Source organism: Halomonas llamarensis (assembly GCF_023555005.1).
Classification (GTDB): domain Bacteria; phylum Pseudomonadota; class Gammaproteobacteria; order Pseudomonadales; family Halomonadaceae; genus Vreelandella; species Vreelandella llamarensis.
On record NZ_JAMJPJ010000001.1, the window covers coordinates 79,805 to 94,021 of the forward strand.

General features: G+C 53.9%; 14 protein-coding genes and 5 tRNA genes. 12 read left to right on the forward strand and 7 right to left on the reverse strand.

The features are described from left to right. Positions 1–9: 9 nt before the first annotated feature. On the forward strand, positions 10–414 hold the full coding sequence (locus M8006_RS00320; protein ID WP_250078909.1) for a heme-binding protein: 405 nt from the start codon (positions 10–12) through the stop codon (positions 412–414). Between the two features lie 126 nt (positions 415–540). On the opposite strand, the gene M8006_RS00325 is transcribed toward M8006_RS00320, so the two are convergent. From M8006_RS00325 to M8006_RS00350, 6 genes are all read right to left on the reverse strand, one after another. Next, positions 541–617 (reverse strand) — tRNA-Asp (locus tag M8006_RS00325). Between the two features lie 54 nt (positions 618–671). Further along, positions 672–747: transfer RNA gene (locus M8006_RS00330), tRNA-Val, on the reverse strand. Positions 748–766: 19 nt separating this feature from the next. After that, positions 767–843, reverse strand: a tRNA-Asp gene (locus M8006_RS00335). Positions 844–884: 41 nt separating this feature from the next. Continuing rightward, a tRNA-Asp gene (locus M8006_RS00340) sits at positions 885–961 on the reverse strand. Between the two features lie 98 nt (positions 962–1,059). Next, positions 1,060–1,135, reverse strand: a tRNA-Val gene (locus M8006_RS00345). A gap of 75 nt (positions 1,136–1,210) precedes the next feature. Further along, entirely contained in the window at positions 1,211–1,948 is a 738-nt protein-coding gene (locus tag M8006_RS00350; RefSeq protein ID WP_250078911.1) for an alpha/beta fold hydrolase, read from the reverse strand. A 165-nt stretch (positions 1,949–2,113) separates the two neighbouring features. Here M8006_RS00350 and ccoN point away from each other — a divergent pair, with 165 nt between their 5' ends. The 11 genes from ccoN (at position 2,114) to fnr (ending at position 13,252) form a co-directional block, all read left to right on the forward strand. Continuing rightward, positions 2,114–3,541: a cytochrome-c oxidase, cbb3-type subunit I gene (gene ccoN / locus M8006_RS00355; protein WP_250078913.1), complete on the forward strand. Its 1,428-nt coding sequence runs from the start codon at positions 2,114–2,116 to the stop codon at positions 3,539–3,541. Between the two features lie 18 nt (positions 3,542–3,559). Continuing rightward, the gene (gene ccoO / locus M8006_RS00360; protein WP_250078915.1) at positions 3,560–4,168 is read left to right on the forward strand and encodes a cytochrome-c oxidase, cbb3-type subunit II; all 609 of its coding nucleotides are present in this window, start codon (positions 3,560–3,562) and stop codon (positions 4,166–4,168) included. Between the two features lie 3 nt (positions 4,169–4,171). Next, entirely contained in the window at positions 4,172–4,390 is a 219-nt protein-coding gene (locus tag M8006_RS00365) for a cbb3-type cytochrome oxidase subunit 3 (protein WP_250078918.1), read from the forward strand. Continuing rightward, on the forward strand, positions 4,387–5,316 hold the full coding sequence (ccoP, locus tag M8006_RS00370) for a cytochrome-c oxidase, cbb3-type subunit III (protein ID WP_250078921.1): 930 nt from the start codon (positions 4,387–4,389) through the stop codon (positions 5,314–5,316). Before M8006_RS00365 ends, ccoP begins: the two co-directional genes overlap by 4 nt. Positions 5,317–5,423: 107 nt before the next feature. Beyond that, positions 5,424–6,863 (forward strand): cytochrome c oxidase accessory protein CcoG, encoded by a 1,440-nt coding sequence (gene ccoG, locus M8006_RS00375; protein WP_250078922.1) that lies wholly within the window; start codon positions 5,424–5,426, stop codon positions 6,861–6,863. Positions 6,864–6,871: 8 nt separating this feature from the next. Beyond that, on the forward strand, positions 6,872–7,387 hold the full coding sequence (locus M8006_RS00380; protein ID WP_250078925.1) for a FixH family protein: 516 nt from the start codon (positions 6,872–6,874) through the stop codon (positions 7,385–7,387). An 11-nt stretch (positions 7,388–7,398) separates the two neighbouring features. Continuing rightward, positions 7,399–9,876 carry a heavy metal translocating P-type ATPase gene (locus tag M8006_RS00385; protein WP_250078926.1) on the forward strand — a complete coding sequence of 826 codons (2,478 nt, stop codon included), beginning with the start codon at positions 7,399–7,401 and terminating at the stop codon, positions 9,874–9,876. Next, positions 9,873–10,106: a cbb3-type cytochrome oxidase assembly protein CcoS gene (gene ccoS / locus M8006_RS00390; protein WP_250078930.1), complete on the forward strand. Its 234-nt coding sequence runs from the start codon at positions 9,873–9,875 to the stop codon at positions 10,104–10,106. Before M8006_RS00385 ends, ccoS begins: the two co-directional genes overlap by 4 nt. Then, positions 10,103–10,801 (forward strand): sulfite exporter TauE/SafE family protein, encoded by a 699-nt coding sequence (locus tag M8006_RS00395; RefSeq protein ID WP_250078932.1) that lies wholly within the window; start codon positions 10,103–10,105, stop codon positions 10,799–10,801. Before ccoS ends, M8006_RS00395 begins: the two co-directional genes overlap by 4 nt. 145 nt (positions 10,802–10,946) lie before the next feature. After that, positions 10,947–12,374 carry an oxygen-independent coproporphyrinogen III oxidase gene (gene hemN, locus M8006_RS00400; protein WP_250078935.1) on the forward strand — a complete coding sequence of 476 codons (1,428 nt, stop codon included), beginning with the start codon at positions 10,947–10,949 and terminating at the stop codon, positions 12,372–12,374. A gap of 125 nt (positions 12,375–12,499) precedes the next feature. Continuing rightward, positions 12,500–13,252: a fumarate/nitrate reduction transcriptional regulator Fnr gene (gene fnr / locus M8006_RS00405; protein ID WP_250078938.1), complete on the forward strand. Its 753-nt coding sequence runs from the start codon at positions 12,500–12,502 to the stop codon at positions 13,250–13,252. Here fnr and ttcA read toward each other — a convergent pair. Beyond that, positions 13,239–14,144: a tRNA 2-thiocytidine(32) synthetase TtcA gene (ttcA, locus tag M8006_RS00410; protein ID WP_250078940.1), complete on the reverse strand. Its 906-nt coding sequence runs from the start codon at positions 14,142–14,144 to the stop codon at positions 13,239–13,241. The two genes, fnr and ttcA, sit on opposite strands and share 14 nt — an antisense overlap. Positions 14,145–14,217: the final 73 nt, after the last annotated feature.

Sequence of the window (14,217 nt, forward strand, 5' to 3'; positions counted from 1 at the left end):
GATATCACCATGCAAACCAAAGCCATTTTAGCACTAGCCGACGTTACCCAAGTGCTCGACGCTGCACAAAAAGAAGCCGAGCGCGAAGGATGGGCGATCACCGTTGCCGTAGCCGATGACGGCGGGCACCTGCTTGCCCTGCGCCGTCTTGACGGTGCAGCACCGTTTACCGCCGACGTTGCCGCGCAAAAAGCCCGCAGCGCCGCAATGGGGCGCAAGGAGACACAGGTATTTGAAGAGATGATCAACGGTGGGCGCACGGCCTTTATTTCTGCGCCGCTGCAAGGCCTGCTATCTGGCGGCGTCCCCATTATTATCGACGGTAATGTCGTCGGTGCCGTGGGTATCTCGGGCGTTAAACCCGACCAAGATGTGCAAGTCGCCAAGGCGGCAGTCAGCGTTATCACCAGCTGAGGCAAAAGCGGCCCCTCAGGGGCCGCTTTTTTTGTCGTGGTAAATTTTCTGCACGACACACACAAAAACCCCAGGCCAATGACCTGGGGTTTTATCAATTTTTTCAGCAGTGCTGATATCGCTTAATGGCGGACCGGACGAGACTCGAACTCGCGACCTCCGGCGTGACAGGCCGGCATTCTAACCAACTGAACTACCGGTCCGCAGACAAAGCGTTTTTCTACCACTTAAAAAGACTTCGATTAATATCTTTTAAATGGTGGGTGGTACTGGGTTCGAACCAGTGACCCCCAGCTTGTAAGGCTGGTGCTCTCCCAACTGAGCTAACCACCCAGGGTGTGCAGGTTTATCGTGGCGGACCGGACGAGACTCGAACTCGCGACCTCCGGCGTGACAGGCCGGCATTCTAACCAACTGAACTACCGGTCCACATAACGATAAAGCGAGAAATAGCGATTGGCATGTGATGTTGGCGGACCGGACGAGACTCGAACTCGCGACCTCCGGCGTGACAGGCCGGCATTCTAACCAACTGAACTACCGGTCCACATAAACATCAAAAACGTCTGCTTTTCTCTTACTGCGACTTTTGCTACAACTTACTGCAACTTTCTATTACTAACGCGAACAGGGAACCACAAAAAGTGGTGGGTGGTACTGGGTTCGAACCAGTGACCCCCAGCTTGTAAGGCTGGTGCTCTCCCAACTGAGCTAACCACCCGCTGGTCACGTGGCGCTGCATTCTACCTAAGCGGCTTGATAAGTCAACCCTATTTCTTATCGTGGTGTCGATTTCTCATTCACCGCAAGCCGTTTTGCGAGCGCGGACGAAGGATGCCGCAAGTAACGCAGCCTCGTCAATTAAAATTTGCTGAGATAGCCCTGTTGAGCGTCGCGGCTTAAAGTCGTGATCACCGTCTGTTAACCACTCGATATTCACATTGGCAGGAAGCGTATAACCCTCAACCTCTTGGCGAGAGCCAAGAGGATCGCGTTCGCCTTGAGCAATTAACGCAGGACACATCACCTGCGGCCAATGGGCAAGTCGACGTTTTTCAGGCGCACGCGCTGGATGGAACGGATAGCCCGTTACAATAACACCGGCAACCAACTGCTGGGCCGCCAGCATGCTCGCCACACGCCCACCCATTGATTTACCGCCTACCCAGATGGGGCTTGGTACAAGCTTCTCAATAAAGTGGTACCACTGGGCCAATTCGTCGACAAGCTTATCGATCTTAGGTGGTGGCCGTCGGCGGCGACTCTCGTGCATCTGCTGCATATAAGCAAAATCTAGCGTAAGCACCTGAACCCCTTGGCGTGCCAAAGAGGTGGCAAATTGTCGCATGAAAGCAGAATCTTGCCCTGCCCCCGCGCCGTGCGCAAACAGCAAATGACCCAAAATAGGTTCGCCTTGAAGCGTCACAGGGCCCTGACCTTCAAGGTAAAAGGCGCCACTCCCCCCTTCCCGTAGCTCTTGATGAAATACAGTGCGATTAGTTTCAGTGTATCCTTGCTGGACATAATGGCGCATGCAATCCCTTTGTAAGGCTAGCTAAATCAATTGGCGTGTTCAGCTTAAGCGTTAGCTGCGCTAGAATCTCTAACGGAACTTGACCTGCATCATCAAGCGGGTGGCCGTACCCGGGCACAATAACTTCGGGTTACCCTTCTAAACCGCGTTCGATGGGAACATGAAATGAGCACAGCAATTGAACACCCGACCTACAACTACAAGGTAGTTCGGCAGTTCGCGATCATGACTGTTGTGTGGGGCATCGTGGGTATGACGATCGGTGTCATCCTCGCCTCACAGCTGGTATGGCCGGAACTGAATCTCGGATTACCTTGGACAAGCTTTGGGCGTCTCCGCCCTCTGCATACTAATGCCGTTATCTTCGCGTTTGGCGGCTCGGCGCTTTTTGCCACCTCTTATTATGTTGTTCAACGTACCTGCCAAACGCGTTTGTTCTCAGACAAGCTTGCGGCATTTACGTTCTGGGGTTGGCAAGCGGTTATTCTCTCCGCCGTTGTCTCACTTCCGTTAGGCTATACCACTACCAAGGAGTATGCCGAGCTGGAGTGGCCGATCAACATTTTGATCGCCGTCGTATGGGTGACTTACGCGCTAATCTTCTTAATGACGATTAAGCAGCGTAAAACCTCGCATATCTACGTGGCTAACTGGTTCTTTGCTGCGTTCATTTTAACGGTTGCCGTGCTGCATATCGTTAATAATGCCGCCATTCCGGTTACCGCTATGTACTCCACCTCCATCTACGCCGGCGCCATCGACGCGATGGTTCAGTGGTGGTACGGCCATAATGCCGTCGGTTTCTTCCTGACAGCAGGCTTTCTCGGCATGATGTACTATTTCGTGCCTAAGCAAGCTGAGCGTCCGGTTTATTCCTACCGCCTTTCCATCGTTCACTTCTGGGCGCTGATCATGGTGTACATGTGGGCCGGCCCCCACCACCTTCACTACACTGCGCTGCCCAACTGGGCGCAATCGCTCGGTATGATCATGTCCATTATTTTGCTGGCCCCCTCTTGGGGCGGCATGATCAATGGCATGATGACACTCTCCGGCGCTTGGCATAAGCTTCGGACCGATCCGACATTACGCTTTCTCGTCGTAGCCCTTTCCTTCTACGGCATGTCGACGTTTGAAGGTCCAATGATGGCGATTAAGACCGTCAACGCCCTGTCGCACTACACCGACTGGACGATTGGTCACGTGCATTCCGGCGCGCTCGGCTGGGTTGCCATGATCACTATCGGCTCTATGTACCACCTCATTCCGCGCCTGTTCGGTCGCACTGAAATGCACTCGGTCAACTTGATTGCGGTTCACTTCTGGCTGGCCACGATCGGTACCGTTCTCTACATCGCTTCTATGTGGGTCAACGGCATCTTGCAAGGCTTAATGTGGCGCGCCATCAACCCAGACGGCACGCTGATGTACACCTTCGTTGAATCGGTTGAAGCCAGCGCACCGGGCTACTTTGTTCGCTTAGTCGGCGGTTTATTCTGGGTCACCGGTATGTTGATCATGGCCTACAACGTTTATCGTACGGTCAAACGCAACGAAGCCATTAGTCAGCAACCGGCGCCGCAAGCTGCTTAAACGGAGAAGTTGAGACCAATGAAACACGAAATTGTTGAAAAGAACGTTGGCCTACTTGCCGTATTGATACTGGTTGCGATCAGTTTCGGTGGCTTGGCCGAAGTCGTCCCGCTGTTCTTTCAAAAGCAGACCACGGAACCCATTGAGGGGCTTGAGCCCCTCACCGCCTTGGAGCTTGAGGGGCGTGGCATCTATCGCCGTGAAGGTTGTGTTGGCTGTCACTCGCAGATGGTTCGTCCGTTTCGCGCTGAAACGGAACGCTACGGCCACTATAACGTCGCTGGCGAGCAAGTCTACGAACATAACTTCCTGTGGGGTTCCAAGCGCACCGGGCCGGATCTCGCCCGCGTAGGCGGCCGGTACAGCGATGATTGGCACCGTGCGCACTTGTACAACCCGCGCGACGTAGTACCCGAATCCATCATGCCGGCCTACCCTTGGCTATTTGAGAACACACTCGACGGTGAAGATACACCGGCCAAGATGAGCACACTGAAAAGCTTAGGCGTACCTTACACCGATGAGCAGATCGACAACGCAACGGCTGAAGTACGCGGCACCCAGGAAATTACTGCCCTAATCGCTTATTTACAGCAGTTAGGAACCGTATTTGAGGGCAAGCGTTAAGTTATGGATACGGGAACTTTTCGCGGTCTCATTACGCTGGTATTGCTTATCGCTTTTTTAGGGATCACTTGGTGGGCCTATTCGAAGCGCCGCAAACCGGACTTCGATGAAGCAGCTAACCTACCCTTCGCCGATGACGATGAACAACCGTCCCGTGACAAGCCTGCTTCATCGGAAGATAAAGCAGATTCCCGCCACGACAGGGGAGATAAAAACACATGAATAATTTATGGGGCGACTCTTTACCTGAGTTCTGGAGCGCCTGGATCATTGTTATCACACTCGGCAGCATTGCCCTCAGCGCTTGGCTGTTGTTTGCGAACCGCAAAACCGACAAAACACCCGATAGCGAAGGCAATGTGGAAACCACAGGCCACGCCGCCGATGAGATTGAAGAGTATGATAATCCGCTACCCAAATGGTGGTTTCAACTCTTTGTCGGTACCGTTATTTTCTCTATCGGCTACCTAGTGCTTTATCCTGGCCTTGGTAACTTCGAGGGTGTTCTGGGCTGGTCGCAAGAAAAGCAGTGGGAAGAAGAAGTAGCCCAGGCGGAAGAGCGCTTCGCACCAATTTTTGCCCAGTACCAGGAAGTTCCGATTCCTGATCTGGCTAAAGATGGTGAGGCTATGCAGGTTGCTGAACGCATTTATCTCAACAACTGCGCAGTTTGCCACGGCTCTAACGCCCAAGGGGGCTATGGTTTCCCCAACCTCACCGACGATGACTGGCTTTATGGCGGTGAGCCGGAAAACATCATGGCAACGCTAAACAACGGGCGTAATGGTTTGATGCCATCCTGGCAGCAGCTAGGTGAAAACAACATTGAGAACCTAACTCAATATGTTCTGTCACTTTCAAGCCTAGAGCATGACAAAGACCGCGCTGAAAAAGGTGAAAGCACCTTCATGTCGGTCTGCGCTGCCTGCCACACGCCGCAAGGCACCGGTAACACTGCGCTAGGCGCACCTAACCTAACCGACGATATTTGGCTCTATTTAGCGCCGGGGCAAACGGTGGCCGACTCTATCCGCCAGACGTTGCGTAATGGGCGTAACGGGCACATGCCGGCTCAGGCGGCTTACATCGGTGAAGAGCGCGTGCACTTGGTTGCTGCTTATGTCTACAGCTTACGTTTTGATGAATAAGCACTAGCTAATGTGTTATCAGAGGGTGCGGCCGCAGGCCGCACCCTTTTTTGACGGCTAAACCGTTAGACTATGGCTCTACCGCCTCCTTGAGTTGCGATTTCGTTATGGAAAAGATACCCAGTAAAGACGTCACGCCCAAGCCGCAAAATCAGCGCTCATCTACGGGTGAAGCCGTCACGCAAAGTATGTATGCCCAGCGCAAACATATTTATGTGCGCGAAATTAAGGGCTTCTTTCAAAAACTCAGGCGCAGCACCAATTGGGGATTGATGCTGGCTTTTTTTTTACTACCGTGGATCAATATCGGCGATAGGCCAGCCATCTGGTTTGACCTGCCTGGCCGCGAATTTCATATCTTCTTTGGTACCTTTTATCCGCAAGAGTTTATCCTTCTCTCGTGGCTATTGATTATCTGTGCCTTCGGGTTATTTTTTATCACCGTATTTGCCGGACGTGTCTGGTGTGGTTACACCTGCCCCCAGAGCGTATGGACTTTCCTATTCATCTGGCTTGAGCACCGCATTGAAGGCCCGCGCAACAAGCGCATAAAACTCGACAACCAGCCGATGAATGGTGAGAAATTACGCCGTAAAACACTTAAGCATATCGCCTGGCTATTGATTGCTTTTGCAACAGGCGCAGCATTTGTTGGCTATTTCACCCCCATCCGTGACCTGATGTCTGACCTTGCGACCTTGCAAGCCCACGGCTGGTCTTATTTCTGGGTAGGCTTCTTTACCGTATTTACCTACCTCAACGCTGGCTGGCTGCGTGAACAGGTATGCATTTACATGTGCCCCTATGCACGCTTTCAGTCCGTCATGTTTGATCGTGACACGCTGATTGTTTCCTATGACACAAACCGTGGCGAGCCACGCGGACGGCGTAAGCGTAGCCTCAGTCACGAAGAAGCTCGTGCCGCTGGTCACGGCGACTGCATCGATTGCGATCTTTGCGTGCAGGTTTGCCCGACCGGTATCGATATCCGCGAGGGCCTGCAATATGAATGCATTACCTGTGCGGCCTGCATTGATGCTTGTGACAGCGTCATGGATAAAATGGGCTACCCTCGTGGTCTGATTCGTTACACCACCGAGAACGCGCTGGAAGGCAAACCGACTCACATTGTTCGACCGCGCCTGATTGGCTATCTGGCTGCCCTATTGGTGATGATCGGCGCCTTTGCCTGGGCCGTGAACGATCGCTTACCGCTCAATTTTGATGCCGTGCGTGAACGCACACAGCTTTACCAGGTAACTCAGGATGGCCGCATCAGTAACGCTTACACATTGTCGATCCGCAATCTTGATCAACAGGATCACCAGTACACGCTGGAGGTTTCCGGCCTTGAAGGTATCCGTATGGATCAGACAGAAGTTACCGTTCCTGCGGGCGAATCGCGCTTAGACGTTGTGACGGTTACCGTTCCGGCGGAGGCAATCTCACAACCCAGTCACGACATTGTGCTATCCATTACAGCCGACAACGATGCCAGTATCCAAATGGATCGTGAAGCACGCTTTATCGGCAATATTAAGAGGTAAATCAGCCTATGTCTTCTCCGGCAGCGGAAACACCTTGGTACAAGCAATTCTGGCCATGGTTTTTGCTTGGCCTACTGCTATCGTCTGTGATTTTCAGCATGGTATTTCTGTTCTTTTCAGTGCGCTACTACGATGGCTCTGTCACTGCTGATTACTACAAAAAGGGGCTGGCCATCAATGAACAGCTCGCCAAGCAAGAGCACGCCAGTCAATTGGGGCTTTCTGCCGCACTGCGTGTGGATAACGTCACAGGAGATGTCATCATTGATCTGGAAGGAGAACGCCAGCCAGCGCAGTTGCACCTGGCGCTTATCTTTCCGACTGACAGCGATTTTGACCGCGAGCTAATGTTGAACCATGTCCGTGGCGGACGTTATGTCACCACGTTGGAAGAGCCGCTACAGTATCGCTGGTATCTACAGCTTCAGCCCAAAGAAGGTGAAGAGGCGGAGTGGCGGCTCACGGGTGAAATACGCTTTCCGGAAGACAGCGACCGCGATATCACTCTTGTTCCCGGCATTTAGGCCGTAAACGCATGACCACACCTACCCCGGACGTAACGACGACCACTCCCTGTTATCACTGCGGCAATTCGGTGCCCTACGGGGCTCCGTGGCGTATTCAGATTGACGATACCCAACACCCTCTTTGCTGCCCCGGCTGTGAAGCGGTTGCCCATGCGATTATCGATGGAGGGCTTGAAAGCTACTACCGTTACCGCACGGAACTCCCTGAACGCCCGGATGAACGTCAAGCAGCCAATGCCGACACCTGGCAGGTCTTCGACGACCCCGGCTTACAGGCCAAGTTCGTGCACCCAGATGGCGACGAAGGTCATGTGCGTGCCACCCTAGCAGTGGATGGCATTACCTGTGCGGCCTGTGCGTGGCTAATTGAACACCGCCTCAATGCCCTTGACGGCGTGACCAGCAGCGCTGTCAATTTGACTCACCACCGCGTGCGTATTGGCTGGGACCCTGCGATCATACAACTTTCGCAGCTACTCGCTGAACTCGCGGCGATTGGCTATACCGCACAGCCTTACGAGCCGGATCAAGCCCAAGCGCGTTTACAGCGTGAAGAGCGTATGAACGTGCGGCGCCTGATCATTGCCGCCGTCGGCATGATGCAAGTCATGATGTTCTCGGTCCCTATTTATGTCGCCGGGCCAGAGGGCATGTCGGAAGATTTCTACGTCTTGTTTCACTGGCTTTCGTTTGCGCTGGCCACACCGGTGGTGTTCTTCTCCGCATCGCCTTTTTTTCGCAATGCGCTGCGCGATGTCAAAACCGGCATACTCGGAATGGATGTCCCCGTGTCGCTGGCGATTGGCTGCGCTTACGCGGCAAGCGCCTACGCTGTCATCTTCAACAAGGGCGAAGTATACTTCGACTCGGTGGCAATGTTCACCTTCTTTTTGCTCTTTAGCCGCTATATTGAAGCCCGCGCGCGGCGACGTAACGGCCAGAGTGGTAACGCCTTGAGCGGTGTACTGCCGGTCTCTGCTACCCGCCTGGATGACAACGGTAACGAGCGCATTCTGCCTGCCAGTGAGCTTCACGCCGGAGATCGGGTACTGATCAAACCCGGGCACGGTGTTCCGGGCGATGGAGTCATTGAGGATGGCGAATCTAGCCTCGACGAATCTATGCTTACCGGCGAATACCTCCCCGTTACCCGTGGTGTGGGCGAGCGCATTGTCGGGGGTAGCCAAAACATGGAAAACCCGCTGATCATGCGAGTGACCCACGCAGGCAATAACGCTCGTGTGGCCAACATTGTCGACCTTACAGACCGCGCTTTTGCTAGCCGTCCGCGCTTAGCCCAAATGGCCGCCCGAATGGCACACCTGTTTGTGCTGCGTTTATTGATCGTCACGGTCTGTGTCACAGCGGTATGGTGGTGGATTGACCCGTCGAGAGTGCTTTGGGTCATGCTCTCGGTTCTCGTCGTGACATGCCCTTGCGCGCTGGCGTTAGCCACGCCGACGGCGCTTACCGCCGGGCATGGGCAGTTACGTAAGCGCGGCGTGCTAATTACCCGCGCGGATGCGATGGAATCGCTCTCTAACGCCACACGGGTAATTTTTGACAAAACGGGCACGCTTACTCGGGGCGAGATGCAACTGATCGACACTCACCCCTGTGAAAGCACCCTAAGCGCCGAACGTGCCCGCGCGATAGCAGCAGCGCTTGAAGCCCACTCTGAGCACCCTATCGCCCGCGCATTTCGCCCCTTCCGTGATGCCACACTGCAAGCAAGCCACTTGCGTAGCGTGACAGGCCAAGGGCTTGAAGGCACGTTAACGCAACATCGTTGGCGCTTAGGCAAACCCCAATTTGCCTGTTCACAGCCGCCAGCCTCGCCCGGGGAGGGCCAATGGCTGCTGCTTAGCGAAGATGACACGCCGCGAGCCTGGTTTCGCCTGCACGATGGCGTGCGCGATGACGCAGCGCAGACCATCTCAGCGCTTCAGGCAAACGGGTTGGTGGTTGAGCTACTTTCCGGCGATACGCCTGACGCGGTCAAAGAGCTTGCACAGCAGCTGGGGATTACCACCTGGCATGCTGGTATCAGCCCAGAAGGCAAACTGGAGAGAATTCAAACGCTGCAGGCCGAAGGCGAATGTGTCGTTATGGTAGGGGATGGTATTAACGATGTGCCAGTACTGGCGGGGGCAGATGTCGCTATCGCGATGAACAGCGCCACCGACCTCGCCCGCACCCGCGCCGACGCCGTACTGCTTAGCCCCCGACTGACCCGCATTGCGGATGCCATTGATATTTCCCTCGCAACACGACGTATTATGCGCCAAAACATGGTCTGGTCGGTCTGTTATAATTTCACCGCCATGCCATTGGCGGCACTGGGCTTAGTGCCACCGTGGCTGGCCGCCCTTGGCATGTCATTTAGCTCGCTGGTGGTCGTGGGTAACGCCCTACGCTTATCACGCTGGAAGCGCCAGGCCCACGCGACTGCCAAGGTTTCACCCTCTGCGCCGGTGTCCGCATGAAAATTCTTTACCTGTTAATTCCGCTTTCCTTGATATTACTGGGTCTCGCCGTCTGGGCCTTTTTCTGGGCGGTCAAAAATGATCAGTTCGATGACTTAGAAGGGCCGGCACACCGCATTCTTTTTGATGAAGATGAAAATGACCTTCCCCCTGAAGAGCGCAAGCACCGCCAGCAAGCTCGCGAGCAAAAAGCCACAACACCCCCTGATGACGATAGCGATTCCTCATGAACCCGACTGGCCTTGATTTACCGCCGCTGCTCGCCGCTTTTGTTTTTGGCCTGATGGGCGGCGCCCACTGCATCGGCATGTGCGGTGGCATCATGAGTGCGCTGATGTTTGCAGTCCCGCCAAGCATGCGCCAGCCAGCGCGTTTGGGGGGGCTGCTTTTAAGCTATAACGTTGGCCGAGTAATGAGCTATATGCTCGCTGGCGCCTTGGTTGCGTCCCTTGGCACGTTTTTGTCATTCTCTCCTAGCGCGGGTATGGCGCTGCAAGCGTTTGCTGCAGTGATGCTGATTTTAATGGCGCTCTACATCGCTAATTGGTGGAAGGGGCTGTTGAAGGTAGAAGCCGTTGGACGACGTTTTTGGCGCTATATCGAGCCCTTTGGGCGCCGACTCATGCCCGTGGTCAAGCTACCGCAGGCGTTTGCGCTAGGGGCGATTTGGGGCTGGCTGCCCTGTGGGTTGGTCTATTCGATGCTCGCGTGGAGCTTGGCCATCGCTGACCCGCTACGCGGGGCCTTGCTTATGGGGGCGTTTGGCCTAGGCACCCTTCCGGCACTGCTGGCCACAGGCCTTGCCGCACGGCAATTACGCGATTTGATACGCCACCCAGCTACCCGCGCTGTGGCGGCATTTAGCATCATTGCATTTGCCTTATGGCAACTGTTCACGCTCTTTGCTTCAGGCGCGACACACTAGTTTCCCCGCAACCAATTATTAGCGCGCTAATAAGATGCGCTAACATTACATGTTTGACACCGACTTCATTGACGTGGCTCAACTCCTTCATGTCGGTACAGCGCTAGTATAACAAAACTAACCGCCTATCACTGGAGCCCTCTTCATGGCCGTTTACGACCACGCTGCTGCTTCGTCTTGTGACACTGCAGCGCCCCAACACGCTGCCTGGGATGAAGAGTTATTGCGCCGCTACGATAAAAGTGGCCCACGCTACACCTCTTACCCGACAGCGCTTTCGTTTCATGAACAGTTCGGTGCTAAGGACTTTATCGCCGCACTTGAGCGCAGCAACCAAACTGACCGCGCGTTATCACTCTACGTTCACATCCCATTTTGTCGAAAGATTTGCTTTTATTGCGCCTGCAACAAAATCGCGACCAAAAATACAAAGCTGGCAGAGCCCTACCTGTCACGGCTGGACCGCGAAATGCTGCTCACCTCACGCCACCTCGACACATCACGCCGCGTTGAGCAGCTGCATTGGGGCGGCGGTACGCCAACGTTTCTTACCCTGGACCAGATGAGCGATTTGATCGACAGGCTAGATGCACGCTTTGGCCTATCCTCTTCGCCCGATCGTGATTACGCCATCGAAATCGACCCGCGAGAAGCAGACGTTTTTACCCTACGCCATTTGCAGACGCTAGGCTTTAATCGTATCAGCCTTGGCGTTCAAGACTTAAACCCCATGGTGCAAAAAGCCATCAACCGCATTCAGCCGCGAGTACTCACTGAAACGCTGATGGAAGAAGCGCATCGGCTAGGCTTTCGCTCGCTCAATTTGGATTTGATTTACGGCTTGCCACATCAAACTCAAGAAAGCTTTGCCGATACGCTGCGCCAAGTTATCGAGTTAAACCCTGCGCGCTTGTCAATATTTAACTACGCCCACATGCCCCAGCGCTTTGCTCCGCAGCGGCGCATCAAAGACGATGACCTGCCGAGCGCTGAAGAAAAACTTGCGATTTTACACACTACGATCGATATGTTGACGCAGGCCGGTTACGTCCATATTGGCATGGATCACTTCGTTCGCCTCGATGATAATCTCGCCGTGGCGCAGCGCGAAGGGACCCTGCAGCGCAACTTCCAAGGCTACTCAAGCCATGCCCAGTGCGACCTAGTGGGCCTTGGCGTCTCGGCGATTTCACGTGTGAATGACGTATACGCGCAAAACCCCACCGATTTAGACCGCTATGAGCAGGCGTTAGATGCGGGACAACTCGCCACGGTAAAAGGCTTGCGCTTGAGCCAAGACGATTTGATTCGTCGCGATGTCATTGAACGCTTGATGTGCGACATGCAGATCGACTTTGCCGCCGTTAGCCAGCGCTGGAACATTGATGCGCTCCGCTATTTTTCCGATACGCTTGCGCGTTTAGAAGGCGCTGAGCGAGACGGCTTAGTGGTGCATGAAGGCGACATCCTGCGTGCAACGCCCATTGGACGTTTATTGATTCGCCACCTCGCCATGGCGTTTGACGTGCACTTACCTGGCGATACGACGAAACGTTACTCACGGATTTTGTAACGTGGGTATAGCACCAGTCCCTATAACGCTTAATGGTAAGTCGAATAGATGATTTGTGAATTACGCTTGTCGTCAGCGTGTCGTTCCTCCCATAATGATAGAGATCTTTTTTCATGGAGGAACGCATGCCGGAACCTATCAGCCGCCGACGCCCCTTGCTGCATGAGGCGCGTTGTCAAACCTGTAGCCTGAGCTCGCTATGCTTGCCCCTGGCACTTGAGTTGGGCGATGTCAGTCAGTTCGATGCCATCATTCGACGTCGGGCGCCGCTAAAAAAAGGCGAACCACTATTTCGCCAAGGCGATACTTTCACCAGCGTATTTGCCGTACGTTCGGGCAGCCTAAAACAGCTCACCACGGAAGGCGCTGGCAACGATCAGTTGACTAATTTTTATTTGCCCAGCGAACTTGTCGGGCTAGACGGCATTGACGAAGAACACTACCCCGGCAGTGTGATCGCCTTGGAAACGACAACGGTGTGTGAAATCCCGTTTGATCGTTTGGACCTGCTCTCAGAAGAACTGCCGGAACTGCGGGGCCAGCTTTACCGCAGTATGAGTAAAGAGCTGCGTGATGATCGACGCATGATGCGTTTGCTATCACGAAAAACGGCCGACCAGCGCCTAGCCAGTTTCTTAATTACACTTTCTGACCGCTTTCGACGCCGTGGCTACTCGCCTTATAGCTTTCGACTTTCGATGTCTCGGGCCGATATCGGCAACTACCTGGGCCTCGCCGTCGAAACCGTCAGCCGCATTTTAAGTCGGTTCCAAAACCAAAACGTGGTAGCCGTCTCCGGTCGCGAGGTCAACATTCTTGATATGCCGCGTTTAATCAGTCTCGCTGAGGAAGAAGAGGCGGACGTTAGCCCACATTAAACGCACGAATGCGATCCGCCATCTGGTCGGCCTGCTTTGCTTCCAAGCCCGCAAAATCGAATAGTTCACGGTCAGCAAGCTGCGACGGTGCTACGTTTGTTACTGCTTTAAACATACTTTCCAAGCGCCCCGGGTGTTTTTTGTTCCACTCGGCGAGCATCTCTTTCACGACTTGACGCTGCATATTGGGCTGGGAACCGCATAGGTTGCAGGGAATAATAGGGAATTCCATTAGGCGGGAAAATTCAGCGATATCGGCCTCTTTGCAGTACGCCAAAGGCCGAATGACGATATTTTTACCATCATCTGAAAGCAGTTTAGGCGGCATGGCTTTTAAACTGCCGCCAAAGAACATATTCAGAAAAAGTGTTTCCAAAATATCCTCTCGATGGTGCCCTAAAGCGACTTTCGTCGCCCCAATCTCTTCGGCAAAACCGTAAAGGGAGCCACGCCGCAGACGCGAACACAGCGCGCACGTAGTTTTGCCTTCGGGCGTTTTTTCTTTCACCACCGAATACGTATCACGCTCTAAAATATGATACGCAACGCCAAGCTGATTTAGGTACTCAGGCAAAACGTGCTCGGGAAATCCGGGCTGCTTTTGATCCAGATTCACCGCCACCAGCGAGAAGTTAATCGGTGCATTGCGCTGCAAATTGCGCAAAATCTCAAGCATGGTGTAGCTATCTTTACCACCGCTCAAACACACCATGACCTTGTCGCCTTCATCGATCATGCGGAAATCGATGATTGCGTTGCCGACTTCACGGCGCAAACGCTTTTGCAGCTTATTAAATTCGCGCTTCTGTTTGGCATCCACCACATTGGGCTTACTAGCCGCCGCGTGAGGCGGTGCAGAAACGGTAGGGTCGAAATGGTCAACGTGTTGCATAAGCGATATCACTGCCGATAGAAAGAAAGCGGCGATTATTCTAACAGCACTCTGCGCCAAACGCAGACGTCAT